The sequence below is a fragment of the Burkholderia perseverans genome, from assembly GCF_022870505.1.
In the GTDB taxonomy this organism is placed as follows: domain Bacteria; phylum Pseudomonadota; class Gammaproteobacteria; order Burkholderiales; family Burkholderiaceae; genus Burkholderia; species Burkholderia plantarii.
The window spans coordinates 1,889,459-1,915,323 of the sequence record NZ_CP045094.1; the positions used below are offsets into that span (position 1 = coordinate 1,889,459).

Genomic DNA, 25,865 nt, shown 5'->3' on the forward strand with positions numbered 1-25,865 from the left:
CTGACTGACGAAACACCGTTACTTCTTGCCGCCGCCGAGCAGCCCGCCGACCAGCGACGTCACGGGTGCCAGCAGGCCGCCCGAACCGCTCGCCGCCGCACCGTTGCTCGAACCGCTCAGGCCGGTCGCGACCGTGGTCGCGCCGGAGGTGGCGCCGCTGGTGGCGCCCGCCACCGCGCCGCCCACCGCGCCCGTCACGCCGCCCAGCAGGCCGGTGACCGGCGCCAGCAGGCCGCCGGCGCTGCCGCCCGACGCGCCGCCGCCCGCCACGCCGCCGAGCGCGCCGGTGACCGACGAGACGAGGCCCGTGACCGGCGCCAGGAGGCCGCCCGCGGCGCCGCCAGTGGCTCCGCCGGTGGCGCCGCCGAGCGCGCCGGTGACCGACGAGACGAGGCCCGTGACCGGCGCCAGCAGACCGCTCGCGCCGCCGCCGGTGGCCCCGCCGGTAGCGCCGCCGAGCGCGCCGGTGACCGACGAGACGAGACCCGTGACCGGCGCCAGCAGACCGCTCGCGCCGCCGCCGGTGGCCCCGCCGGTGGCGCCGCCGAGCGCGCCGGTGACCGACGAGACGAGGCCCGTGACCGGTGCCAGCAGGCCGCCCGCGCCGCCGCCGGCGGTGGTGCCGCCCAGGCTGCCGAGCGCGCCGGTGACGTTGGAGACGAGGCCCGTGATCGGCGCGAGCGGGCCGCTGCCGCCGCTGGTGCCGCCGAGACCGCCGAGCGTGTTGGTCAGACCGCCCACCAGCGAGGTGACCGGGGCCAGCGGGTTGCCGCCGCTGCCGCCCGTGAGCAGGCCGCCGAGCGAGGCGACCGTGTTGCCGGTGGCCGACACCGTCGAGCCGAGGCCCGCGGTGACCGGATTGCCGCCGCCCGTCGAGGCGATCAGCGAGCCGGCCTGGTTCAGGCCGCCGCCAATCGTGCCGAGCAGCGTGTTGACCGGCGCGCCGAGGCCGGTGACGTTGCCGACCGTCTGCGTGGTGTTCGCGACCACCGAGGTGATCGGCGTGATCGCCGAGCTGACGGTCTGCGTGATCTGCTGCACGGGGCCGGTGCTCAGCACGTTGCCGAGCGTCGTGCCGCCGTTGGCCACCGCGGTGCCGAGCGTCGAGACCAGGCCGCCGACCGTCGAGGTGACCGGGGCGAGCGGTGAAAGCGGGCCGCTGCCGAGGCTCGTCACGAGGTTGCCGGTGCCGGTCACGGCGTTGCCGAGCTGCGACACCACGTTGCCGGTCGAGCCGAGCGTGGTGCCGAGCGGGTCGGCGGTGGCGCCGAGCTGGCCGAGGCCGCCCGCGAGGCCGTTGCCGAGCGCGCTGACCGCGCCGCCGACGCTGCCCACCACGCTGCCGAGCGCCTGGGTCGGCGCGCTGCCGAGGCCGGGCACCGACTGGCTGCCGATCACGGTGCCGAGGCCCGACACCGTGGTGCCGACGCTCGACACGATGTTGCTGGTGCTGGCGACCACGCTGCCCACCGCGTTGCTCGAACTCGTGCCGCTGGTACCGGACGTGCCGCTGGTTCCCGAGGTACCGCTGGTGCCGGACGTGCCGCTGGTTCCCGAGGTACCACTGGTGCCGGACGTGCCGCTGGTTCCCGAGGTACCGCTGGTACCGGACGTGCCGCTGGTTCCCGAGCTGCCGCTGGTGCCCGAACTCGTGCCTTGCGGCGTGTTCGTGCCGGACGTGCCGGAAGAGCCCGAGCTGGAACCGCCGGTGCCCTGGCTAAGCGAGCCGGAGCCGCCGCAGGCGGAGAGGGAAAGCATGGCTGCCACGGTGGCGGCGATCAGCGTCGTCCGGAGCATGCCTTGGGCAATCGGTTGGGTATCCATGTCGTCCTCGCAGTGGTGTTGTGTGATCTGTGTTACCGCGAGCAATACTCTGCAACACTCATGCCATGCGATTCGGAGGGCACGCCTCGACCGCGGTACGACCATTCGCGCCGGCCGCAAAGCCTTGCGCCGTCTCGTTTTAACGATGGTTGAAAACGATTCTCACGCGGATTGAAATGCCGGAGCGCGGGGCGATATTCGAGGGACGTAACGTAACGGCACAGGATTTCCGTTACGCACGTCGCGTAACGTGGGGCGCATGAAAACGGTTCACTCGAACGATTGTTTTACTGATGGATTAGACGGGTGGATCTAACCTATCGTTAGCCCTTATGGGGGTACCACCGAAAGATAGTAAAAATGAGGCCGCAAGCCGAGCTGATGCTCAGGAAATACATAAAAAAAGTTGAAAAGAAAAGCTGTTCGGCTTTAAGATTTGCCGGTGCGTGTTCCTACCGCATCACAAACACAAAGTGGAGGTGCCTATCGAAACGATTGCAAGATTGTTAAACGGCATCGAAATAGGTTAAGAGCTCCTGAAAAAACGAGCTATAAAGAAATGGCCGGAGCCGGACGTCGAAGCCGGTGACGGTTGGACGGCCAAATATGCCAGGCGCATCAGGCCCACGAAACTCAAGGCACGAGGGATTACCATGAACACACTCATCAATCGCTTCCTCCAGGAAGAAGACGGGGTTACCGCTGTCGAATACGGCCTCATCGCGGGCCTGATGGCAGTGGCGCTCGTCACGGCCGTCGGCGTCCTGTCGGGCGGCATTACCAACGCATTCAGCTATATCGCCAACAAGCTCACCGGGCTGGGCGCCACCGGCGGCTCGGGCGGCTAACCCGATCCCGTTTTTCCGCATGCGGATGCGCGGGTCGCCGCTTCGGCGCCCGCGTTCGTCATACCTGCCCTGCGAGAATCTGAATGATTCTGCTTTTGAGCGTCGGGGTGTTCCTGGCCTGGGTAGTGATGGTTGCGGTGGGCGATATTCGTTTTCGGCGTATTCCCAATTCCTTGGTAGTGGCCGGCCTGATCTGCGGATTTGTATCGACAATGGTTCGATATAACCCGTTTGATATAACACTGGCCGAGGCAATAATCGGGGCCGCGATCGGTTTCGTCGGATTGTTTCCGTTTTTCGCATGGCGCCTGATGGGTGCCGCCGATGTGAAGGTATTTACTGTGCTCGGGCTATGGTGCGGATTCCGGGGTTTGTTCTGGTGCTGGATTGTCGCGAGTCTGGCGGCGCTGATTCACGTGCTCGGCCTGATGTACTGGACCCGCACGCCAATCGGGGCATTGTGGCAACGAGGTTCGCCGGCATTGGCGCTCGGCACGCGCCGCGGTTCGCCTTATGCGGCGTTTCTCGTCATACCGGCGGCCGGGTGGCTGATATATCTGATCGTTACGGGGAATCTGCGATGAAGCCGTTACTTCACGCCCCGCTGCGTCGCGGTGAGCGCGGCTCGATGTCGGTCGAATTCGCCCTGATTTTGCCGGCGTTCTTCATGGTGCTCTACGCGGTCATTACCTACGGGCTGATCTTCGCCGCGCAGCAGAACCTGACGCTCGCGGCCACCGAGGGTGCGCGTGCCGCGCTGAACTACCAGATCAGCTCGACGCCGCAGGCGGCGCTGACCGCGCGCGCCACCGCCGCCTGCACGGCCGCGACCCACCTGACGGGCTGGCTGACCGGCGTGAGCTGCGCGTCGACGCCGGCCGGCAACTGCAGCTACGACGCGTCGATGTACTGCATCAAGGTCACGCTCACCTATCCCTACGGCACCAGCCCGCTGATCGCGCCGCTGCCGCTCGTCGGCATGCTGCTGCCGGTGCCGGATTCGCTGACCGGGACGGCCACGGTGCAGATCAGTCCCGTCAACATCATCTAGGAGGCCGGTTTGCGGTACGGCGCGCCGTGACGAGGCGGCGCGCGGAATGGCGGAAGCGGCGGCAAAGGCGGTGACAGCAAGCGCAGTGACAGCAGTGGCGGCGGCGGGCGGAACCGGACTGGCCGGATACCGGCAAGGCAGGCGCGGGACACCCGATTTCATGAATCGCAGGTTCGCAGAACAACCATGGCCAACAATCTGACGAAGATCCTCGCGGTGGCGCTGATCGTGATCGCACTGTTGCTCGGCGTATACGCCTGGGTGCTGGGCAGCCGGTCGTCGTCCGCGCCGGTCGTGCCGGGGCAGCCGGCCGCGCAGGCCCGGCAGGTGCCGGTGGTGGTGGCCGTCCAGCCGCTGAAGGCGGGCGTGCCGATCGTGGCCAGCAGCCTGAAGGTCCAGCAGGTCGCGGCACGGCCCGACGGCGCGTTCGTCGATCCGGTGCAGATCATCGGCCGGGTGCCGAGCGCCGACATCCCGGAGCAGGCCGCGGTGGTCGAGAGTTCGCTGTCCTCGGGCATGGCGGATCTGGTCGAGCCAGGCGAGCGCGCGATCGCGGTCAAGGTCGACGAGAACAACGCGGTCGGCAACCGGGTGCGCCCCGGCAACTTCGTCGACGTGTTCGTCAACCTGAAGCGCGACGCCGCGGGCGGGATTCCCGGCACCAATTCGAGCGGGCCGGAGATTCCGAAGACGCAGGCCAAGCTGCTGCTCTCGAAGATCCGCGTGCTGGCGTTCGGCGACGCGACCACCGCGCGCGACCAGTCGGGCGGCGCCGCGGGCGGCGTGCGTACCGCCGTGCTGGCGGTGCCGACCGCGCAGATCGACGCGCTGACGCTGGCCGAGGCGAGCGGCAACCTGACGCTCGCGCTGCGCAGCCCGCGCGACGAAGAGGTCGCGACCCAGACCGTCGCGATGCGGGTGGACACGGCCGCCGATCCGTCGGCGCGCGCGGCACTGGGGCTGTCCCTTTCCGAGCTGTCGCGCGGCGTGGCGGATGCGCCGGCCGCCGCCGCGCCGCGCCGGACGGCGCCGGCCCGCGTGGTGGCGCGCAGCCCGGACGGCGGCAGCATCGAAGTGATACGGGGTGGGCGCGCCGAGTCGGTCGCCTATTGAAACGAGCACGGCAGCAGGCAGTCTTGCAACCGATACGGAGAGGTCCGGCTGCGGATCTCCGACACAATGAAAAAGAAACTGATTGCACTGGCCATGGCAATGAGCGCAGTGATGGTGTCGTCCGTGGCAAACGCAGCCGGCCCGGACGCCGGCGTCGATCTGGCGGTCGGCGCGCAGCGGCAGATCGCGACCGGGCGCAGCCTGCAGCGCGTCGCGATCGGCGATCCCGCGGTGGCCGACGTGCTGGTCGTCAAGGGAAATGGCGGCGGTGTGCTGTTGATCGGCAAGAGTGCCGGGACCACGAACGTGATGCTCTGGGAACGAGGTCGTAGCGAACCGGATGTCTATCCGGTGCATGTGACGAGCGGTGCGGCCAGGGCGCTGCTCGGCGCCGACACGCCGCGCGTGGACACCTATGGCGACACCACCGTGATCGCCGGCTCGGCGACCACGCTGGAGGCGCACCAGCGCGCGGTGGACGTGGCCAACGCGGCGGCGGCCGCGCGCGCGGCCGCGCAGGCCGGCGGCGGCGCGGGCGCGGGCACGGGCACGGGCGGCAAGGCCGGCGCCGCGAGTGGCGGAGGCGGCGGTGCGGGCAGCGGCGCCGCGCCGTCGGTGGTCGACGCCTCGACCATCAGCGGCCGCAACGTGGTGCAGGTCGACGTGCGGGTGGTCGAATTCAGCCGCTCGGCGGTCAAGCAGGCCGGCCTGAACTTCTTCAAGAGCAGCAACGGCTTCGCGTTCGGTTCGTTCGCGCCGAGTTCGCTGAGTTCGCTCAATTCGAGCGCGACCTCGGGGCTGGCGGTGACGGCCGCGCAGCCGATCGCCTCGGCGTTCAACCTGGTGGTGGGCTCGGCCTCGCGCGGCATCACCAGCAACCTGTCGATCCTCGAACAGAACAATCTCGCGCGGATCCTCGCGCAGCCGACGCTGGTCGCGCTGTCCGGGCAGAGCGCGAACTTCCTGGCGGGCGGCGAGATCCCGGTGCCGGTGCCGCAGGCGCTCGGCACCGTCTCGATCGAATGGAAGCCCTACGGCATCGGCCTGACGGTCGCGCCCACCGTGCTCGGGCCGAACCGCATCGCGCTGAAGGTCGCGCCCGAGGCGAGCCAGCTCGATTTCGTCAACGCCATCACGATCAATGGCGTGACGGTGCCGGCGCTGACCACGCGCCGCGCCGACACCACGGTCGAACTCGGCGACGGCGAGAGCTACGTGATCGGCGGGCTGGTCGATCGCGAGACCACATCGAATCTGAGCAAGGTGCCGTTTCTCGGCGATCTGCCGATCATCGGCGCGTTTTTCAAGAGTCTGAGCTACCAGCAGAACGACAAGGAACTCGTGATCATCGTGACGCCGCATCTGGTGTCGCCGATCGCGGCCGGCACGACGCTGCCGTCGGCGCCGGGCGAGCTGTCCGAGCAGCGCGACGGACCGGTCTGGCGTTCGTTCCTCGGCGGCATGCTGGTGCCGGACGCGGCCCCGGGGTTCTCGAAATGAGCGCGCCGGCGCAACGGAGCGCGCACGGGCGGCCCTGGCCGGCTCGCGCGCGCGGTACAACGGGGAGTGTTCAACATGAACGCGAGAACTCAATCATTGGCTGAGCCCGCCGTCACCGATCATTTCATCTGCGCCTCGCCGCGTGCCGAACGCGTGCGCTGGCTCGCGCAGACGCTCCTCGCGACCGGCGCGGTCGAGGCTTCGCCGCTCGATCCGGCGGTGCTGGTGCAGCGTATCGGCGGGCTCAATCCAACCCTGGTGTTCATCGACTTCGCGGGCGAGCAGGCCGGCGCGAGCGCGGCGGTGTCGGCGGTGCGCACCGCCTATCCGGGCCTGCCGGTGATCGCGCTGGGCACGCTCACCGAGCCCGAGAGCGCGCTCTCGGCGTTGCGCGCGGGGGTGCGCGACTTCGTCGATTTCTCGGCGCCGGCCGAGGAGGCGCTGCGCATCACGCGCGGCCTGCTCGACAACCTCGGCGAGCCGACCAGCCGCCACGGCAAGGTGCTCGCGCTGCTCGGCGCGCGCGCCGGGATGGGCGTGAGCACGCTCGCCGCGAACCTGTCGGTGCTGCTGCAGCGCAAGGTGGCCGCGCAAAGCCGCCGTACCGCGCTGATCGATCTAGGCCTGCCGGCCGGCGACAGCGCGCTGTTCCTCAACACGCGCTGCGAGCTGCATTTCGTGGAGGCGGTGCGCAACCTGCGCCGCTTCGATCGCACCTTCGTGAATACCGCGTTTGCCCATCACACGAGCGGCGTGGCGCTGACCACGCTGCCGCCGAACCTGGCCGACCTGCGCGAGGTGTCGGCGGCGGCCTGCGCGGGGCTGTTCAACCGGCTGCGCGCGTTCGTCGACCAGCAACTCGTCGATCTGGGCGGCTTCACGAACCGCGAGTTCATCGCCCAGATCGTCGCGCTCGGCGACGAGACCTGGCTGGTCTGCGACCAGGGCGTGGCCTCGGTGGTGTCGGCCGTCGAGCTGCTCGACGACCTGCGCGAGAAGGGCGTGAACCTCGCGCGCGTGCGGCTGGTGGTCAACCAGTACGACGCGGCGATCGGCCTGCTGCCCGCGCAGATCGCCGAGCGGCTCGAGCTGCCGCTCGCCGCGACGCTGCCGGCGCGGCGCGTGCCGATCGGCCACGCGGCGAACCAGGGCCGCCTGATCGTCGAGGCGGCCGAGCGCGATCCCTACGTGAAGGCGCTCGAGGCGCTGGTCGAGCGGCTCACGGCGGCCGCCGCGCCCGATCCGGTGCCGCCGCCACAGGCGGCCGGCAGCGGCCTGTCGGCGCTCAAGCGGTTCATCCATTCCTCCACGAAGCGATCGTAAGCGATGGCACACGACGACATCCAATTCGCCGACGGCGCCGCGCCGTTCTCGCAGTCGCAGCAGTTCCACGACATCAAGGACGCCGCGCACGAGCATCTGCTGAACCGCATCGAGGAACTCGGTTCGGAGTTCGGGCGCTGGTCGCGGCAGGCGATCAACCAGTTCGTCGATCTGGAGATCGACAGCTTCGTGCGGCTGCGCCGGATTCCGCTCAACGAGAGCGAGGTGCGCGAGATTGCCGAGGCGCTGACCAAGGAGCTGGCCGGCTTCGGGCCGATCGAGGACTTGCTCGGCGATCCGCTGGTGGAGGACATCCTGATCAACGGCTACAACGACATCTACGTGTCGCGCCGCGGGATCCTCGCCAAGCTGCCGATCCGCTTCACCGACAACGCGCACCTGCTGCGCATCGTGCGGCGGATCCTGGCGCCGGTCGGGCGCCGGCTCGACGAATCGAACCCGATGGTCGACGCGCGGCTGCCCGACGGCGGACGCGTGAACGTGGTGATCGAGCCGCTCTCGCTCGACGGGCCGGTGGTGTCGATCCGCAAGTTCCGCAAGGACCCGCTGAAGCCGTCGGACCTGCTCGAGAACAGTACCTACAACGACGAGATCAGCACGCTGCTGGAGGCCGCCGTGGAGGCGCGCTGCAACATCCTGGTGTCGGGCGGCACGAGTTCGGGCAAGACTTCGCTGCTCAACGCGCTGGCGTTCCACGTACCCGAGAACGAACGCGTGGTGACCATCGAGGACACCGCCGAGCTGTCGCTGAACCATCCGCACGTGGTGCGGCTCGAGAGCCGCCCGGGCGGCTTCGACGGCACCGGCGTGGTGACCATCCGCGACCTGCTGCGCAACACGCTGCGGATGCGCCCGGACCGCATCATCGTCGGCGAAGTGCGCGGCGGCGAGGTGCTGGAAATGCTGCAGGCGATGAACACCGGCCACGACGGCTCGATGGGCACGATCCACGCGAGCTCGCCGCGCGAATGCCTGTACCGGCTGGAGATGCTGGCCGGCTTCGCCGGCTTCCAGGGCACCGAATCGAGCCTGCGCCGCCAGATCTCGAACGCGATCGACTTCATCGTGCAGATCGGGCGGCTCTCCAACGGGCGCCGCCGGATCCTGTCGATCACCGAGGTGACCGGCATGTCGGACAACATCGTCGCGACCCAGGAGCTCTATCGCTACGACGCGCGCGTGACGCCCGAGGGCGAGGAGATCGATCACTGGGAGTCGCTCGGCATCCATCCGCATTCGCCGAAGCTCGCGCGCTTTCGCAGCGTGCTGATCGGCAACCTGGGCGGTGGCATGGACGGCTTCGGCCGCGGCGGAGGCTTCAATGTCTAGCGGCGTGCTGTGGGCGCTGTCGTTCGCGCTGCTGCTGGCCGCGGCCGGCGTGATGCTGTGGCGCGGCAGCCAGTTGCGCGAGCAGAGTGCCCACACGCGGCGCTTCTTCGACAGCCGCCTGGAGGCGGGGGCGAAGGTGGCCATGCCGGCCGCGGCGGCGGGTGGCGCGGCGGGCGGTGCCGGTAGCGCGTCCGCGCGCCAGAAGGCTGCGGCCGCGGGCCAGCCGGCCGGGCAGGCGAGCAAGCCGACGACGGCCGCCGCGGGCCTCGCGGCGTGGCGCGCCAAGGCCCAGGCGTGGTGGCTCGGCATCAGCGATCGCGCCGGCCTCGACGAGGTCCGGGGCCTGCTCTACGTGCTGGCCGGGCTGGTGCTGCTGGCGATGCTGGCAGCCGGCGCGCGCGGCGGTCTGGTGGCGGCCGGCGCGGCGCTGCTCGGCGGCGCGGCGCTGGTCTGCCTGTGGGTGCTGCGGCGGATTTCGGCGCGGCGCCTGAAGATCGTCCAGCAACTGCCGTCGTTCCTCGACGGCGTGGTGCGGCTCGTGACGCTTGGCAACAGCGTGCCGGCCGCGTTCCAGGGCGCGCTCGGCACCACCGAGATGCCGCTGCGCCGCTGCCTCGACCAGGTGTCGAGGATGCTGCGCACCGGCGTGGAGATCGATCGCGCGATGTTGCATATCGCCAGGGAATACCGCGTGCGCGAATTCGAGCTGGTGGGCTCGGTGTTGCGCCTGTCGGTCAAGTACGGCGGGCGCGCCGACGTGATGCTGGAACGCATGGCGACCTTCATGCGCGATCTGGAGCAGGCCGAGCGCGAACTGCACGCAATGTCGGCGGAGACGCGCCTGTCGGCCTGGGTGCTCGGCCTGCTGCCGATTGCGGTCGGCAGCTTCGTGGTGTCGACCAATCCGCAGTATTTCACGGCGATGTGGATCAACGAGTCCGGCCGTCTCGTGCTGTACGTGGCGTTCGGCCTGCAGATGCTCGGCGGCTATCTGCTGTACCGGATGGCGCGGCTCAGGTAGGGGAGGCGTAATGGAGGCACATCACCTGGGCGCGATGGCGCTGGGCTTGGGGGCGATCGGCGTGCTGCTGCTGGCCGGCGTGGCGATCGTGCGCGCCTTGCTCCTGCAGCGCAGCGAGCGCACGCTCGCGACCGCGCTCGACCAGCGTCTGGCGGCGAGCCGCGCCGCGGCCGCGCGCGCCGGGCAGGCCCAGGCGGCCGAGCTCAAGCCGGCCGAGGCGCGGCCGGCCGGCTTCGCGGCGTGGCGCGCGCAGGCCGAGCGGATCGGCATGCGCTGGCTCGACACCAGCCTCGGCAAGCAGCTGGTGGCCGACGAAGATCGCCAGCTGCTCGAGCAGTGCGGCTACGTGGAGGCGCGCTCGCGCGGCCTGTTCCTGGTGGCGCGGCTGGCCTGCGCGATCGGGCTGCCGCTCGCGATCCTGCCGTTCGTCGCGCACGGCGGGGCCGGCAAATGGCTGTTCGGGCTGTTCCTCGCGCTCGCGGCCGGCTTCATGCTGCCGAAGATCTACGTGCGCCGCCGCGCGGCGGCGCGCCGCGAGAGCGTGGCCGACGAGATGCCGCTGTTCGTCGACATGCTGCGCCTGCTGCAGGGCGTCGGCTTGTCGCTTGACCAGAGCATGCAGGTGATCACGCACGACTTCACCACCATGCTGCCGGTGCTGTCGTGGGAGCTGGGCGTCGCGCAGCGGCAGTTCGCGGCGGGGCGCACGCGCGAGCAGTCGCTGGCGCGCCTGACCAGCAGCTTCGACAACGAGGACCTGCGCTCGATCGTGCGGCTGCTGATCCAGGTGGACAAGCACGGCGGCGCGGTGCAGGAGCCGCTGCGGCTGTTCGGCGACCGGCTGCGCGACGGGCGCCGCGCCACCCTGCGCGAGCGGATCGGCCGGCTGACCGTGAAGATGACCGGCGTGATGATCGTCACGCTGCTGCCGGCGCTGCTGATCGTGACGGCCGGGCCGGGGATCATGACCGTGGTGTTCGCGCTCGCGAACATGAAGCGCTGACGGCGGGCGACACTATGAAGAGGAGCGCAGCGAGATGAAACGATCGAAGGGACGCACCGTGCTGGCCGGCATGCTCGTCGCCGGGCTGGCGAGCGGCTGCTCGCTGTTCAAGGATGCGAACTACGGGGTCGGCGCGCAGGCCGAACGGGCCGCGATGATCCAGGCCGCGGCGGACAAGGTCGACCCGCCCGACACGCCGGGCATGTATCTGGGCCTGATCGACCGCATGCAGCAGCAGGGGCTCTATTACGCCTCGCTCGCGCATATCGACGAATACGAGAAGCAGTACGGCGCCACGCCCGACACCCGGCTGCTGCGCGCCGACGCGCTGCGCGCCACCTCGCAGCTCGATGCGAGCGAGCAGGCCTATACGCAACTGCTGAACACGCCGCTGGCGGCGCGCGGCTATCGCGGCATCGGCCTGATCGCGGGCGCGCGCGGCGATTTCACGCGCGCCGCGAAGCTGCTGGAACAGGCCACGCTGCTCGCGCCGACCGACGCCGCGGCGCTCTCGGATCTCGCCTACGCGCGGATGCGGGCCGGCGATCCGGGCGGCGCGCGCGTGCCGCTGCTGAAGGCCGCCGAACTCGATCACCGCAACCCGCGGATCATGAGCAACGTCGCGCTGTTCCTGATGGCGAGCGGGCATCCGGAGCACGCGCAGGGCCTGATGGACCAGCAGCGCCTGACGCCGCAGGTGCGCGCCGAGATTCGCGACGACGCGGCCCGGATCACGGCCGCGCAGCGCACGCGGCAGCTGACCGTGGTGCCGCCGGGGCCGGCAGGCCCCGGCGCCGCGCCGATCGCGAGCAACGAAGGCTTCGACCTGGCCGCGCCGCTGTTGCAGCGCTTCTCGCAAAAATGACCCACGACACGGAGCCGACGATGCGACATTCCCAATCCTGGCGCCCGCGCCCGCCCATCCGTCCTGCCGCGTGGGTGGTGCTGGCCGCCCTGGTCGGTCCGGTGCCGGCCGGATTCGCCCAGCAGGCCGCGGATCCGGCGCTCGCGCAGTTGCAGCAGCAGTTGCAGCCGATCTCGGGCGCGCAGCTGCAGGCGCCGGCCGAGGCATCGCCGGCCGTGCAGCAGGTGCAGCAGGTGCAGCAGGTGCAGGCGGCGCCTCAGCCGCTGCCGGTGGTCCGGCCGCTTTCGCCGGCACAGGCGCAGGCTCCGGCTGCGGAGGCGCCGCCGCAGGCCGCTGTGGCCCCTCCGCGGCCGGTGGCCGTGGCCCAGCCGCCGCTGGTCATGCATCGCCCGTCGGTGGTCGGGCCGGCGACGACGGCCTGGCTCGACCTCCAGCGCAGCAACCGCGCGGCGTCCCCCGAGGCGCATCCGTTCGAAGGCGCGGCGGCATCGTCCGCGTATCAGCGCTACCTGCAGTCGTTTGCCAAGCCGATTCCGACCTGGTTCACGTCGGTCCAGCGTTCGTCGGGCGGCGGTTCGTCCGGCGGAGGCGATCTGCAGTCGCAATAACGGTCGAGGCGATCATGAAACCCGTCCAGACGCGCCGCCCGCGCCAGCCGATCCACGCTGGCGCGATCGCCGGACGGCGCCGCGAGCGCGGCGCGTTCGCAATGATGACGATCATTTTCATGACGGTCATGATCGCGATCCTCGGCATGCTCGATATCGGCAACGTGTTCTTCCAGCGCCGCGATCTGCAACGCATCGCCGACATGGCGGCGCTCGCCGGCGTGCAGCGGCTCGACACCACCTGCACGCAGGCGCCCGTCAGCGCGAAGCAGAGCGCGACCAACAACGGCCTCGACGCGAGCGCCGGCGACACCATCTCGATCGGCTGCGGCCGCTGGGACCCGACCATTAATCCCGCGCCGAGCTATTACGTGCCGGTCCCGAACCCCGGCGCGTCGAGCCCGGCCGTGCAGTTGAACGCGGTGCAGGTGGCGGTGTCGCGCCAGGTGCCGTACTTCTTCCTCGGGCCGACCCGCACGGTGTACGCGATGTCGACCTCGCGCGCGACCGCGATCGACGCGTTCTCGGTGGGCGCCACGCTCGCGCAGCTGGGCGGCACGAGTTGCGCGGGCACGCCGGCCTCGTCGAGCGCGAACCCGGGCCTCGTCAACGGGCTGCTCGGCGCGCTGCTCGGCGCCAAGTCGGGCTTGAACCTGAGCCTCGTGTCTTACCAGGCGCTGGCCTGCACCAGCATCAAGCTCGGCGATCTCGCGCTGGCGGCCCAGGCGGGCACGATCGACCAGCTGCTGGCCGCGAAGCTGTCGCTGAGCAAGTTTCTGAGCGTGGTGGCGAGCGCGGCGAGCCAGACCAGCGTGGTCAACGCGAACCTGCAGGCGGCCATCGGCGCGCTGCAGGCGCTCGGCTCGGCCAACCTGAATTCCGCGAACATCAACCTCGGCGGCCCGAACGGCGTGCTCAACGTGGCGCTGGCCAACACCAAGTCGGCCGCCGACGCCCAGGTCAACCTGCTCGATCTGGTGATGGTGGGCGCCGAGATCGCCAATTCCGGCAACGCCGTGGCCCTCAACATGCCGGCGCTCGCGCTTGGCGGCCTGGCCGGCACGCAGTTGCAGGTGCAGATCATCAGCCCGCCGTCGATCGCCGTCGGCGAGGGCGGCAAGGACGCCAGCGGCAACTGGCGCACCCAGGCCTCGACGGCCGCGGTCGGCATCTACCTGGTGGTCGATCTCGGCACCCAGACGCTGCCGATCCTGGGCCCGCTGCTGCAATTGGTCGGCGTCAACGTCAACGTCATGCTGCCGGTCTACATCCAGGTCGGCACCGGCACCGCGGTGCTCGAATCGACCCAGTGCGCGCAGACCCCGCAGGCGAGCACGGCGACCATCACGGCCACGCCGGGCATCGCCAATCTCTGCATCGGCACGCCGCCGCTGAATGCGAAGGGGCTGATCAACCTGTCGTCGTCGTACAGCTGCACGAGTCCCGCGCAGATCGTCAATGCCAAGCTTTCGCTGCTGAATTTAGTCAATATCGCGCAGCTGACGGTGTCGCTGGCGAACGTTTCGGTGCAGGTGCAGGGCGCCAAGGCCACCCATGTGTTCAGCGGCGTGGCGGGGCTCGACGCCAATTACTGGACGGTCAACTCGAATGCGCTCGGCTCGACGCTGGCCAACGCGCTCACGCAGCTGTCCGGCGCGAAGATCTCGCCGAACGTGACGCTGTTTGGCGCGTCCGTCGTCAGCGTGCCGGGGAATTTCGTCTCGACCGTGCTCGGCATCCTGACCAGCGCGCTGAGCCCGCTGCTGAGCTCGCTCGACGCCGTCATCGTTCCGCTGCTGAACCTGCTCGGGGTGCAGGTCGGGGCGGCCACCGTTCATCAGATCTCGCTGAATTGCGGGGTCGCGCAAACGGTCTACTGAATGCACTGACTGGTATCCGATGAGAAATACACCTGCAATCGAGGGACTCGACCTGTACGTCTGGGAAGGCAAGGCGGACATCGTCGATCGCGTCGCGCGCTGCATGGCCAGCTTCGACGTCGAGGTGATCCGTGCCGACAACGTCGCGCTGTCGCCCGAGCGGGCCGCCGCGCGGCCGTCGCTCGCGATCATCAGCATCAGCATGATCGAGAGCGGCGCGGCCTTCCTGTCGGAGTGGCAGGCCAACATCGGCATGCCGGTGGTGTGGGTCGGCGCCGCGCGCGGCGGTGCGGACGCCACCTCGTATCCGCCCGAGTACTCGCACATCCTGCCGCTCGACTTCACCTGCGCGGAGCTGCGCGGCCTCGTGACGAAGCTGGTCGCGCAGTTGCGCGCGCACGCCGCGAAGACGTCGGCGCCGGCCATGCTGGTCGCGCATTCCGAGCCGATGCAGGCGCTCCTGCAGGAGGTGGACACGTTCGCCGACTGCGATACCAACGTGCTGCTGCACGGCGAGACCGGCGTGGGCAAGGAGCGCATCGCGCAGCTGCTGCACGAGAAGCACTCGCGCTACCGGCACGGCGAATTCGTGCCGGTCAACTGCGGCGCGATTCCGGACGGCCTGTTCGAGTCGCTGTTCTTCGGCCACGCGAAGGGCTCGTTCACGGGGGCGGTGGTCGCGCACAAGGGCTACTTCGAACAGGCGGCCGGCGGCACGCTGTTCCTCGACGAGGTCGGCGACCTGCCGCTCTACCAGCAGGTGAAGCTGTTGCGCGTGCTGGAGGACGGCACGGTGCTGCGGGTCGGCGCCAGCGCGCCGCTCAAGGTCGATTTCCGGCTCGTCGCGGCCAGCAACAAGAAGCTGCCGCAGCTCGTGAAGGAGGGCACGTTCCGCGCCGACCTCTACTATCGGCTTGCGGTGATCGAGCTCGGCATCCCGTCGCTGGAGGAGCGCGGCGCCGTCGACAAGATCGCGCTGTTCAAGTCGTTCGTCGCCGAGGTGGTGGGCGACGACCGGCTCGGCACGCTGCCGGACCTGCCGTACTGGCTCGCCGACGCGGTGGCCGACACCTACTTCCCCGGCAACGTGCGCGAGCTGCGCAATCTGGCCGAGCGGGTCGGCGTGACGGTGCGCCAGACCGGGGCCTGGGACGCCGCGCGGCTGCAGCGGCTGATCTCCCACGCGCGCGCCGTGCAGCCGGTGCCGGCCGAAAGCGCGGCCGAAGTCTACGTCGACCGCAGCAAGTGGGACATGACCGAACGCAATCGAGTGATCGCGGCACTTGACGCAAACGGTTGGCGCCGCCAGGATACCGCGCAGCATCTCGGTATCAGTCGGAAGGTCCTGTGGGAAAAGATGCGCAAGTACCAGATTTTTGACGAAGAGCCCGAGGCGCGCGAAAGTGAGTGATAATGGCTGGATTGCGGTCAGAAATACAACTAAATCTGTGCAGGAATCTCTACATGAGTCATAAACGGGTTTTGGGGCGCACATTTGTTGCAGGTTTGATGATGGCGGGGGGACTACAGGTTGCATTGGCGCAGGGGCTGGCCGGCAGTGACGACGCGGCGGCGCCCGTCGCCGCGTCGGGCGGCGTGGTGAACGCGGCGCCAGCCGCCGTCGGTGCGTTGCCGCCGACCACGCCGGCCGCCCAGGCGCCGGCGGGCGGCGCCACCGCGCAGAGCACGATCGACGAGTTGCAGCAGCTGATCCAGTCGCATTCGCTGACCGAGATGCGCACCGCCTACAACGGCAGCTACGGCGCGAGCCTGCTGTTCAGCATCCAGAACGCCACCTACTACGTGGCGCTGTTCCAGCAGAAGGCGTTCTGGCGCGTGGTCAAGACCAGCAACGAGGCGCGTGCCGAAGCGGTGTTCCACGACTTCTCGAAGCAGGCCGAATCGCTCGCCACCTCGGAATTGCAGGCAACGCGGCTCGAGGCCCAGAAGGCGCAGACGGACAAGCAGATCGCCGTCGTGCAGGAGCGCGCGAGCCGCCTGCAGGCCGACCTGCAGGTCGCGCGCGAGCAGCAGGCCGCCGTCAACAATCGCCAGAAGGCCACCCGCACCGAAGCGGCGGCACTGCAGGCCCAGCGCGACGCGCTGCAGGCGCAGTTGCGTCAGCTGCAGATGCAGGTCCGGTCGCTGCAGCGCCAGGCCGACGCCGGGCTGCCGGGCAACCGCTAGGACGGCTCGCGGCCTGGCATGCGCCGATCGAGCGGATGCCAGGCCGGCTGGCTGGACGGGAAAACTGGCGGGAGGGTGGCCGCGGGGGATCCTGGCCGGAATGCAGCGGAGACGTGAAACGAAGAAACAAGACGGGCAAGCCTTGCAGCTTGCCCGTTTCACGTTTACTCGTTGTTGCCGCCGGTAGGGCCGAGCGGGCGCCGGCGGCGCGTGACGATCACCGGGCTGTTGCCGGAGCGCTCGGGCGGCGTCGAGACGCCTTCATGCGATTCGCGTGGCGCGTGATAGTCGCGCGAGCCGCTGTATTCACGCGGCGCGCTGTATTCACGCGGCTCGCGCGGTTCGCGGGGTTCACGCGGTGTGTAGCCTTCGCTGCGGCCTTCACCACGGCTTTCGCCGCGCGATTCGCGCGGGCCGCCATGCGAGCCGTAGGGGTTGTGACCGCCGCCTTCGCGCGGCGGCCGGCCGCCGCCGTGACCGCCACCGCCGCCCGTGCGGGGGCCGCCGCGGCCGCCACCGGGCCGCGAGCCGCCCATGTCGAGCTGGATCGTGGAGATCGCGCGTTTGTAGATGCCTTGCAAACCGACGGGCGTGCGCAGCATCACCAGGTACTGATCGAACGACTCGATACAGCCCGTCAGGCGGATGCCGTTGACGAGGTAGATTTCGACGCGCTTGCGTTCCTTGCGAGCGGCGTTGATGAAGTCGTTTTGCGGATGGGATTCTGCAGGATTGGCCATTGAGAAGCGGCTTGAGCCGGCGTCAGATGAGGGTTTTGCATGGTTGCGCGCCGCGCTGTCTGCGGAGCGCTTGTGCGGGATTCTACCCTGTTCATATGAGATGCGTGCGGGGACGTTTGTGTCCAACCGTTACCCACTATAGACGTTCGGCGCGCGAAGTGTGATCGGCCGAATGGCCTGGACGGCCCGTGGAGCGCGGGTGCCGCCCCCGGCGAAGCGGGGCTGGCGCGGCGGCGGCGAAAGGAAATTGGTCATTTTGTCGCGCCATTGTGCTGGCGCGGACCGGCGGTCGGGGCGCCGGGGCCGGCGCGCCGCCCTCCGGCGGCCGACCCGGGCGCGCCGCTCAATATTTATAGTCGGGGTTCTTCGGGTCGAACGTGGCGTCGTCGAAGCTTTTCGGCGTGATCGTCTCGAACACGATCCGCTCGAAGATCCTGCCGTCGTTGCCGTAGGACTCGACCGTCCGGAAATAGGGGTGGCGCAGGTCCAGGCCGAGCGTTTCCTTTTTCGCGTAGAACTGCGGGCGGCCGGTCGGGGTTTCGTAGGTCAGCGCCACCACGCGCACGCCGTCGATCGTCTTCGCCTCGACGTGGGTCGGCTTGCTGACGCCGGCCGCCGCGTATTTCTTGCCTTCGCTCAGGTATTGCTCCGCCACGAATTCGGTGCCGAGGTCGCGGATCGTATGGTTCGACTGCGCGCGCGCGAGCCTGCCGTCGATCGCGGTCCACAGCGGAAACTTGCCGAGCAGGCCGCCGAGGTGGCCGTACATCTCGTCCTTGCGCTTGGTCTCGTCGTAGATCGCCTCCTGGCCCGCGTGCGGGCCGCCCGGCAGCCATTTCGCGTAGATCCGCAGCGGCTCGCGCGTCATCTTCACGAGCATGTGGTCGGGCTTGTCGGCCCAGCTGTCGCCGATCCGCTCCTGGCGTGTCATCGTGAATTCATACGCGGGATAGCCGTTCGGGCCGGCCGCGATGTAGGCCGGCACCGTCATCGGATCGAGCGCGCTGAACAGGGCGGTCAGCGTCGCGTCGTCGAGCTTCTCGAGCGTGCCGTCGCGCGCGGCCGCCTTGAGCCACGCGGCCTGTTGCGCGACGTCCTGCCGGGTGACGCGCGCGAGTTCGGGCGGCAGCGCAGCGGCGGGCGCCGTGTCCGCCGCGGTCTGGGCGCGGGCCACGGGGGCGAACGCGGTGGCGGCAACCACGCTCGCGGCGGCGATCGTCAACGGCAGCGCGAAGCGGCGCAACGGGCGCGGGGTGAAACTCGAACGCATGCAACTCTCCTGGAAACGTCGGGAATGCCGGATCACGGTTGCGCCGGCTGCTTGAGCTTCGCGAGTTCCTCGTCGCGCAGCGCGCGGCGCAGGATCTTGCCGACATTGGTTTGCGGCAGCGCCTCGCGAAACTCCACTGCCTTTGGCATCTTGTAGCCCGTCAGGTTCTTGCGGCAGTGCGCGAGCACCTCGTCGACCGTGAGCGCCGGGTCGCGTCGCACCACGAAGGCCTTGATCCGCTCGCCGTGCGCCGTGTCGGGCACGCCGATCGCGGCGGCCTCGCTGATGCCGGGATGCATCACCAGCACTTCCTCGATCTCGTTCGGATACACGTTGAAACCCGATACCAGGATCATGTCCTTCTTGCGATCGATCAGCCGCACGAAGCCGCGCTCGTCCATCACGCCGATGTCGCCGGTGGCGAGCCAGCCGTCGCGGTCGAGCACCTTGGCGGTCTCGTCGGGGCGCTGCCAGTAGCCGAGCATCACCTGCGGGCCGCGCACGCAGAGCTCGCCGGGCTCGCCGATCGCGGCCCAGGTGCCGTCCTCGCGCCGGAAGCGCACCACGGTGGACGGCGCCGGCAGGCCGATCGAGCCGCTGAAGTCGTGCATGTCGTTCAGGTCGACCGGATTCATCGTCACGATCGGCGAGCATTCGGTGAGCCCGTAGCCTTCCACCACCGGCTGGCCGGTGACCTCCTTGAAGCGCTCGGCGACCGCGCGCTGCATCGCCATGCCGCCCGCCATCGCGAGCTTCAGCTTCGAGAAATCGCGGGCGCGGAATTCGGCGTTGTCGAGAAACGCGTTGTAGAGCGTGTTGATGCCGGTGATGCCGGTGAAGGTCTCGTTGCGGAGTATCTTCATCATCATCGTCGTGTCGCGCGGGTTCGCGATCAGGATGTTGCGTCCGCCCAGTCCCATGAAGATCAGCGCGTTCACGGTCAGCGAATAGATGTGATAGAGCGGCAGCGGCGTGAGCACGGTCTCGATCTCGTCCGACATCTGGTCGGCGATCCAGGCCTTGGCCTGCAGCAGGTTCGCGATCAGGTTGCCGTGCGTGAGCATCGCGCCCTTCGCCACGCCGGTGGTGCCGCCCGTGTATTGCAGGAACGCGAGGTCGGCGCGCGTGAGCGTGACGGGCGTGGCGCGCGAGCGGGCGCCGGCGGCCAGCGCCGCGCGCAGCCGCACCGCCTGCGGCAGGCGGTAGGGCGGCACGAGCTTCTTCACGCGCTTGAGCACGAAATTGACGAGCCGGCCCTTCGCGTTGAAGCCCTCGCCGAGCAGGTCGCCGAGCGCGGTCACCACCACGTTGCGCACCGCGGTCCCGGGCAGCGCCTCCTCGAGCGTGCGCGCGAAGTTCTCGAACACGACGATGGTCTGCGCGCCGCTGTCCTTCAGCTGATGCGCGAGTTCGCGCGCGGTGTAGAGCGGATTGACGTTGACCACCACCGCGCCGGCCTTCAGCGTGCCGAACAGCGTGACCGGATACTGGAACGAGTTCGGCAGCATGATCGCGACACGGTCGCCCGGCTTCACGCCGAGCGAGTGCTGCAGGTAGGCCGCGAACGCCTCGGCCTTGCGCGCGAGCGCGGCATAGCTCAGATTCGAGCCGGCGCTGACATAGGCGACGCGCTCGGCGAAGCGTGTCGTGCACTCATCGAAGTATTCGACCAGCGAGCTGTACTGCGTGATGTCGATCTCGTGCGGGACACCGCGCGGATAGGAGGGGAACCAGATGCCGTCGGTGTTCGGCACCGGCGTGCCGAGCGAAGCAGCGGAGGCGTTCATCGCTTGTCTCCAGAGTCGTGATGTCAGGCGGCCGGCCGCTCGTGCGCGAGCGGTGCCGCCGCGCGTGGCGCGCGGTGTATCCGGTGCAGGGGGCGTGCCGTTGCTGGGTCCGGCGTGCCGGATGCGAATGCGGGTGCGGTGCCTGCGGTGTCGGCGGTTCGTGCGTGGCTCGCGGCTCAGGACGCGTGCCGCGCATGCAGCCGCGTGCCGGCCGCGGCGCCGAACGGCCCCGCCGGCAGCTCGCCGCCGTTCGGCGGTGCGGTGCTGCCGCGCTGCGCGTCGTCGAGCACGGCCGCGAAGATCGACATCTGCGCCGCGTCCGGCATCGGCGCCTTCAGCGCGGCAACGATCAGCGAGGACAGCCGCGCGATCATCTGCACGTCATTCATGGTGCGGCCCTGCGAGAAATCGTCGAGCAGGCTGTCGGTCTCGGCGCCCGCGAGCGCACCCGACAGCGCGCCGATCGCATAGTGCAGGCGCCAGCCCAGCTCGGTGCGCGGCAGCTGCGGCAGCGCGCGCTGGAACGCCTCGAAGAAGCGGCCGGCCACGCTCGCGTAGTGCGCGGCCAGGAAGCTGCGCACGAAGGTGGACGGATCGGTATAGGCGCGGCCGATCAGGCGCAGGAACGCGCGGCCGCCGCGCTGCGGATCACGCGAGGCCTGCAGCGCCGGGATGAACATCGCGCCGAGCACGTGCTCGCAGGTGATGCCTTCGCCGAGCTGCGCCTCGAAGCGGTCGAGGATGCGCAGCCGTTCGTCGTTCAGCTGATCGAGGCGGCGCGACAGCATCGCGTGGATCAGCGCTTCCTTGCTGCCGAAGTGGTAATTGACCGCCGCCAGATTCACCGCGGCGCGCGACGTGATCTGTCGCATCGACATGGCTTCGAAGCCGTGTTCGACGAACAGGTCTTCCGCCGCGTCGAGAATGCGCGCCTTCGTGCCGCCGGTTTGCCGGCTGGCTTGCCGAACCGCCATGTCGCCTCCCATGATCGCTGTTTCGGTTACCGAACGAGCGATTCAAATCTGTAATTGAAACAAGCGTTTTTATTAAGATAAAAAAGCGCGGGGGCGGGCGGCAAGCGTTGTTTGTGGGCGGATTCCTCTAGAGGCGATGTGCATTGCAGCATCGTTTCGCGTGAAGCGCGGCGTGGCGCGCTTCACGCGATGATGCGCTGCGTGCGCGCTAGCGGGCCGCCGAGACCTGCGCGGCGCTCTGCGTCATGTCGATGCCGCGCCGTTCGCGGCTGAACAGGATCAGCGAAGCGATCACCACCGCCACCACGCCGGCCACCAGCGCGAGCGCATGGCCGTAGTCGTTGCCGTGGTCGACGGCCAGTTGCGCCTGCATCGTCGCGTTGCCCGAGGCGAGCAGGTTGCCGAGCTGGTAGACGAAGCCGGGGAAGGTCGCGCGGATCTCGTCCGGCGAGATCTCGTTCAGGTGGACCGGGATCACGCCCCACGCGCCCTGCACCGAGATCTGCATCAGGAACGCACCGGCGGCCAGCGCCACGGCGCCGGTCGAGAATGCCCACAGCGGCAGCACCGGCAGCGCGATCAGCGCGGCGATGAAGATCGCGCGGCGCCGGCCGATCTTTTCGGAAAGCGATCCGAACGCGAGGCCGCCGACGATCGCGCCGATGTTCAGCACGATCGTGATCCACGACACGGTGTGCGGATCGAAGTGATGCTGTTCGCGCAGGAAGGTCGGATACAGATCCTGCGTGCCGTGCGAAAAGAAGTTGAATGCCGTCATCAGCACCACCGCGTAGATCGACAGCTTCCAGTTCTGCCGCAGCGTGGCCACCAGGCTCGGGCGCGGGCGCTTCTCCATCTGCTTCCAGGCCGGCGATTCGGGTACGTGCGAGCGCACGTAGAGCACCAGCAGCGCGGGCAGCACGCCGATCATGAACATCCCGCGCCAGCCGATGTACTGATAGAGCACGCCGAACACCACCGAGGCGAGCAGATAGCCGCTCGGATAGCCGGCCTGCAGCAGCCCCGAGACGATCCCGCGCGACTGGGGCGGCACCGTTTCCATCGTCAGCGCGGAGCCCACGCCCCATTCGCCGCCCATCGCGATGCCGAACAGCGCGCGCATCACGAGCAGCGCGGCGAGGCTCGGCGCGAAGCCGGAGGCGAGTTCGAGCAGCGAGTAGATGGCGATGTTGATCATCAGCGTGGGACGGCGGCCGAAGCGGTCGGCGAGCCGGCCGAAGATCAGCGCACCGAGCGGCCGCATGGCCAGCGTCAGGGTTACCGCGAAGGCGACCGCCGGGATCTTGGTATGGAATTCCGCCGCGATGTCTTTCAGCACGAATACCATCAGAAAGAAGTCGAATGCGTCGAGGGTCCAGCCTAAATAGGCGGCGATCGTCACGTTTCTCTGTTCCCGGGTCCAGCTCATGGCGGAGGTCTCCTTGGTGGGGTTGGCGCGGAGGGCGGCGAGGGCCGCCCGGCGGGGCACACGGCGGATTCAGTGTACGCCGGGGAATTGTTTCCGCGTCCGCTTTCCGTTCACGGATCGGGATTAATCCCTAGATAAAAAACAGTATTGAACGGGAATATGAACAGGTTTGAATATGTTTTGAAAGAAACGTATCGATATTGAATGAATCGATTTTTGATTCTGTAAATTGTTATCGCGGCCGGATGAGGGCGAGGCATGCATGCCGGTTCGCACGGCGCGCTCGCGGTGGGTTATCGTGGCGGATCTTTTCACCGGAGCACGACCATGGCGCCCGGCCGCGACGTCCGCCTGATCCCCGCCCGCCTCGCAAGCCTGCGGCCGACGCCGATGACCGTCGGCTATCGCGAGGTGAAGGCCAAGCGTGAGCACTGGAAATCGCTCGGCAAGGCGGCGCGCCGCGATTACGACCGCCTGCCTCCCGCACTGACCGAACTGAGCGACGACCCGTATCGGAGCCTGGCGGGCGAGCTGCGCACGGCCGGCGGCTATGCGAAGGACGCCACGCCGTTCAGCGAATTCCTGTGGGCCGACTATCTGCGCACGAAGATCCTGGCGGCGACCGTGCGCAAGCATGTCTCGAAAGCGCTCGACGCGGCGCTCGTCCATGCGCGCGCGCCCGACGCGCGCTATCTGCCCGGCTGGGTCGGCGTGTTCGAGCCGAGGCCCTGAGATGCGCCAGCCGCACCGTGCCGCGAGCCGGCCAGCGCCCGCCCAACCGGTGCCCGAGGCGGTGCCGCGCGACGCCGCTCAATTCTCGGCGCTCGCCGCGCCCGAGATGCCGCGCGGCGAGCGGAACTGGCGCGACGCGCTGGCGGGCCTGTCGATCGCCGGGCTGCTGATTCCCGAGGCGGTCGCCTATGCCGGGCTCGCGAACCTGCCGCCGCAGGCCGGCCTGATCGCGCTGCTGGTCGGGCTGGTGGTCTACGCAGCGCTCGGCAGCAGCCGTTTCGCGATCGTCTCGTCAACCTCGTCGTCGGCCGCCGTGCTGGCCGCCACCGTGCTGTCCGAGACCAGCACCACCGCGGCGGCGCAGCTCGCGCTCGCGGCCGCGCTGGTGGCCACCACCGGCCTGCTGTTCGTGATCGCCGGCGCCGCGCGGCTCGGCGGCATCTCGGACTTCATCGCGCGGCCCGTGCTGCGCGGCTTCACGTTCGGACTCGCGTTGACGATCGTGATCAAGCAATTGCCGAAGATCCTCGTGGTCCCCGTGCATCACAGCGATACGCCGCATGTGGTGCTGGACCTCGTGCGTGGCCTGCCGCTGACGAACCTCGCCAGCGTCGTGCTCGGCGCCGCGGCGCTCGCGATCCTGTTCGCGCTCGGCCGGCGTTCGCGCGCGCCGGCCACGCTGATCGTGATCGTGCTCGGCATCGCGGCCGGCTACGGGATCGACTGGACGCGTCACGGCATCGCCGTGGTCGGGCATATCGATCTGCAGCATCTCGCGTTCGGGCTGCCGGCGCTCGATCGCACCGCCTGGACGCAGACTGTCGAGCTCGGCTTCGCGCTGATGCTGATCCTTTACGCCGAGTCGTATGGCTCGATCCGCAATTTCGCGCTGAAGCACGGCGATCCGATCGCGCCGAACCGCGACCTGGTCGCGCTCGGCTGCGCGAACCTGGTGTCGGGGCTGCTGCACGGCATGCCGGTCGGCGCCGGTTATTCGGCGAGTTCGGCCAACGAGGCGGCCGGCGCGCAGAGCCGGCTCGCGGGCGCCTGCGCGGCCGTGGTGATCGCGCTGATCGTCTGGCTGCTGCTGCCGCAACTGGCGCGCACACCGGAGCCGGTGCTCGCCGCGATCGTGATCTTCGCGGTCAGCCATTCGCTGCATCCGGGCGTGTTTCAGCCGTATTGGCGCTGGCATCGCGACCGGCTGCTGGTGCTGGCCGCGATTCTCGCGGTGCTCGTGCTCGGCGTGCTGAACGGCCTGCTCGCGGCGATCGCGGCGAGCCTGCTGCTGACCGTGCGCAAGCTGTCCGAACCGAAGCTCAGCGAACTGGGTCGGTTGCGCGACAGCCGTGATTTCGTCGACGTGCGCAATCATGCCGACGCGACGCCGGTGCCGGGCATGCTGATCGTGCGGCCCGAGGGGCAGCTGTTTTTCGCGAACGCGGAGCGCGTGCTGGCGCGGGTCAGGGGACTGGCGCACGGGGTGAAGGGCTTGAGGACGGTGGTGCTCAGTCTCGAGGAGTCGCCGGATCTCGACGGCACGGCGGTCGAGGCGCTGATCACGTTCGCGATCGAGTGCGAGGCGCGCGGGTGGCGGTTGATGCTGGTGCGGTTGAAGCCGGAGGTGCTCGAGGTGCTGCGGCGGGCCAGTGGTGCGGGGCTTAGGGACGAGGCGCTGTCGGAATTGAGCGTGGATGATGCGGTGGGGAGGTTGGCGGGGTAGGTTTGTTCTTTGTCGAGTCCCCACGCAAAGTGCGCAGGCACTTTGCTTCCTGGGCGGAAAATGAAAAAGGCCGGCATGAAGCCGGCCTTTTTAAACTTGTGGTGCCCAGGAGAGGACTCGAACCTCCACGGTGTTGCCACCGCTAGGACCTGAACCTAGTGCGTCTACCAATTCCGCCACCTGGGCACAAGCTGCATCAAGCAAGACCGCAATTATATAGCTCTCCACGGTCCTGTCAATGCTTTTTCGGGACAAATCGATAGTTCGTGCCGGGCGGGCGATGTCGCCGTTCGCCCGCCCATTAATGGCCCTGGATCAGCATGCCGAGCGGTGCCAGCGGGCCGAGCGGCATGAACTCGTATTCGGCAATGCCCTCGGCCACGAGCGGTAGCGAACCCGTGGCCGCGCGCGCGGCATCGAGCGAATCGACGTTCATCAGGAACACCACGCCCGGCTTGTCCTGGCGATACCAGAACTGCTCGATGCTGCCGTCGAGGTAAAGCTTCAGCGTGGCCGGCACTTCCTGCGGCATGATCGTGCTGCGTTGTTCCTGCGTGACAGGCTTGACGATGTTGCCGATGGCGAGAACCTTCATGGGCGACTCCTGCAGATGTGTGAAAGGATGGGGAGTGTTGCG

General features: G+C 68.9%; 23 protein-coding genes and 1 tRNA gene. 16 read left to right on the forward strand and 8 right to left on the reverse strand.

The features are described 5' to 3' along the window. Positions 1–18 precede the first annotated feature (18 nt). A complete protein-coding gene (locus BpN12_RS22945; protein ID WP_246797718.1) occupies positions 19–1,824 on the reverse strand; it encodes a collagen-like triple helix repeat-containing protein in 1,806 nt (601 codons plus the stop codon). Between the two features lie 653 nt (positions 1,825–2,477). On the opposite strand from BpN12_RS22945, the gene BpN12_RS22950 reads away from it, so the two are divergent. The 14 genes from BpN12_RS22950 to BpN12_RS23015 all read left to right on the forward strand — a co-directional run bounded on the left by BpN12_RS22950 (position 2,478) and on the right by BpN12_RS23015 (position 16,573). Next, positions 2,478–2,672 (forward strand): Flp family type IVb pilin, encoded by a 195-nt coding sequence (locus BpN12_RS22950; RefSeq protein ID WP_246797719.1) that lies wholly within the window; start codon positions 2,478–2,480, stop codon positions 2,670–2,672. A gap of 83 nt (positions 2,673–2,755) precedes the next feature. After that, complete coding sequence (locus tag BpN12_RS22955) at positions 2,756–3,256, forward strand: A24 family peptidase (RefSeq protein ID WP_246797720.1); 501 nt, start codon at positions 2,756–2,758, stop codon at positions 3,254–3,256. Continuing rightward, complete coding sequence (locus BpN12_RS22960) at positions 3,253–3,723, forward strand: TadE/TadG family type IV pilus assembly protein (protein ID WP_246797721.1); 471 nt, start codon at positions 3,253–3,255, stop codon at positions 3,721–3,723. Before BpN12_RS22955 ends, BpN12_RS22960 begins: the two co-directional genes overlap by 4 nt. Before the next feature lie 186 nt (positions 3,724–3,909). Beyond that, complete coding sequence (gene cpaB, locus BpN12_RS22965) at positions 3,910–4,836, forward strand: Flp pilus assembly protein CpaB (protein WP_246797722.1); 927 nt, start codon at positions 3,910–3,912, stop codon at positions 4,834–4,836. Positions 4,837–4,902: 66 nt separating this feature from the next. After that, positions 4,903–6,336 (forward strand): type II and III secretion system protein family protein, encoded by a 1,434-nt coding sequence (locus BpN12_RS22970; protein ID WP_246797723.1) that lies wholly within the window; start codon positions 4,903–4,905, stop codon positions 6,334–6,336. Between the two features lie 75 nt (positions 6,337–6,411). Beyond that, a complete protein-coding gene (locus BpN12_RS22975) occupies positions 6,412–7,659 on the forward strand; it encodes a fimbrial protein (RefSeq protein WP_246797724.1) in 1,248 nt (415 codons plus the stop codon). 3 nt (positions 7,660–7,662) lie between these two features. Further along, a complete protein-coding gene (locus tag BpN12_RS22980; protein ID WP_042624735.1) occupies positions 7,663–9,009 on the forward strand; it encodes a TadA family conjugal transfer-associated ATPase in 1,347 nt (448 codons plus the stop codon). Continuing rightward, positions 9,002–10,030, forward strand: coding sequence for a type II secretion system F family protein (locus BpN12_RS22985; protein ID WP_246797725.1), 1,029 nt, complete (start codon positions 9,002–9,004; stop codon positions 10,028–10,030). Before BpN12_RS22980 ends, BpN12_RS22985 begins: the two co-directional genes overlap by 8 nt. 10 nt (positions 10,031–10,040) lie before the next feature. Further along, positions 10,041–11,033: a type II secretion system F family protein gene (locus BpN12_RS22990; RefSeq protein ID WP_246797726.1), complete on the forward strand. Its 993-nt coding sequence runs from the start codon at positions 10,041–10,043 to the stop codon at positions 11,031–11,033. Positions 11,034–11,067: 34 nt separating this feature from the next. Beyond that, on the forward strand, positions 11,068–11,898 hold the full coding sequence (locus BpN12_RS22995; protein ID WP_425306361.1) for a tetratricopeptide repeat protein: 831 nt from the start codon (positions 11,068–11,070) through the stop codon (positions 11,896–11,898). Between the two features lie 77 nt (positions 11,899–11,975). Further along, positions 11,976–12,506: a DUF3613 domain-containing protein gene (locus BpN12_RS23000; RefSeq protein WP_246797727.1), complete on the forward strand. Its 531-nt coding sequence runs from the start codon at positions 11,976–11,978 to the stop codon at positions 12,504–12,506. A 14-nt stretch (positions 12,507–12,520) separates the two neighbouring features. Continuing rightward, positions 12,521–14,386 carry a TadG family pilus assembly protein gene (locus BpN12_RS23005; protein WP_246797728.1) on the forward strand — a complete coding sequence of 622 codons (1,866 nt, stop codon included), beginning with the start codon at positions 12,521–12,523 and terminating at the stop codon, positions 14,384–14,386. Between the two features lie 19 nt (positions 14,387–14,405). Then, complete coding sequence (locus BpN12_RS23010) at positions 14,406–15,797, forward strand: sigma 54-interacting transcriptional regulator (RefSeq protein WP_246797729.1); 1,392 nt, start codon at positions 14,406–14,408, stop codon at positions 15,795–15,797. Between the two features lie 53 nt (positions 15,798–15,850). Continuing rightward, positions 15,851–16,573, forward strand: coding sequence for a DUF2968 domain-containing protein (locus BpN12_RS23015; protein WP_246797730.1), 723 nt, complete (start codon positions 15,851–15,853; stop codon positions 16,571–16,573). Positions 16,574–16,737: 164 nt separating this feature from the next. Here BpN12_RS23015 and hfq read toward each other — a convergent pair whose 3' ends face one another. The 5 genes from hfq to BpN12_RS23040 all read right to left on the reverse strand — a co-directional run bounded on the left by hfq (position 16,738) and on the right by BpN12_RS23040 (position 22,773). Further along, positions 16,738–17,313 carry an RNA chaperone Hfq gene (gene hfq, locus BpN12_RS23020; protein ID WP_246797971.1) on the reverse strand — a complete coding sequence of 192 codons (576 nt, stop codon included), beginning with the start codon at positions 17,311–17,313 and terminating at the stop codon, positions 16,738–16,740. Between the two features lie 343 nt (positions 17,314–17,656). Beyond that, the gene (locus BpN12_RS23025; RefSeq protein ID WP_246797731.1) at positions 17,657–18,583 is read right to left on the reverse strand and encodes a DUF1571 domain-containing protein; all 927 of its coding nucleotides are present in this window, start codon (positions 18,581–18,583) and stop codon (positions 17,657–17,659) included. Between the two features lie 32 nt (positions 18,584–18,615). Then, the gene (locus BpN12_RS23030) at positions 18,616–20,370 is read right to left on the reverse strand and encodes an AMP-binding protein (RefSeq protein ID WP_246797732.1); all 1,755 of its coding nucleotides are present in this window, start codon (positions 20,368–20,370) and stop codon (positions 18,616–18,618) included. A 176-nt stretch (positions 20,371–20,546) separates the two neighbouring features. Then, positions 20,547–21,344 carry a TetR/AcrR family transcriptional regulator gene (locus tag BpN12_RS23035; protein ID WP_246797733.1) on the reverse strand — a complete coding sequence of 266 codons (798 nt, stop codon included), beginning with the start codon at positions 21,342–21,344 and terminating at the stop codon, positions 20,547–20,549. A gap of 208 nt (positions 21,345–21,552) precedes the next feature. Beyond that, entirely contained in the window at positions 21,553–22,773 is a 1,221-nt protein-coding gene (locus BpN12_RS23040; protein WP_246797734.1) for an MFS transporter, read from the reverse strand. 327 nt (positions 22,774–23,100) lie between these two features. Between BpN12_RS23040 and BpN12_RS23045 the strand changes: the two genes are divergently transcribed. Together BpN12_RS23045 and BpN12_RS23050 are read left to right on the forward strand one after the other, a co-directional pair. Then, positions 23,101–23,505, forward strand: coding sequence for a ParB-like protein (locus BpN12_RS23045; protein WP_246797735.1), 405 nt, complete (start codon positions 23,101–23,103; stop codon positions 23,503–23,505). A 1-nt stretch (position 23,506) separates the two neighbouring features. Next, positions 23,507–25,228 carry a SulP family inorganic anion transporter gene (locus tag BpN12_RS23050; RefSeq protein WP_246797736.1) on the forward strand — a complete coding sequence of 574 codons (1,722 nt, stop codon included), beginning with the start codon at positions 23,507–23,509 and terminating at the stop codon, positions 25,226–25,228. A gap of 99 nt (positions 25,229–25,327) precedes the next feature. Here the strand turns inward: BpN12_RS23050 and BpN12_RS23055 are convergent. Next, positions 25,328–25,414 (reverse strand) — tRNA-Leu (locus BpN12_RS23055). 115 nt (positions 25,415–25,529) lie between these two features. Beyond that, the gene (locus tag BpN12_RS23060; RefSeq protein ID WP_246797737.1) at positions 25,530–25,823 is read right to left on the reverse strand and encodes a hypothetical protein; all 294 of its coding nucleotides are present in this window, start codon (positions 25,821–25,823) and stop codon (positions 25,530–25,532) included. Positions 25,824–25,865 lie beyond the last annotated feature (42 nt).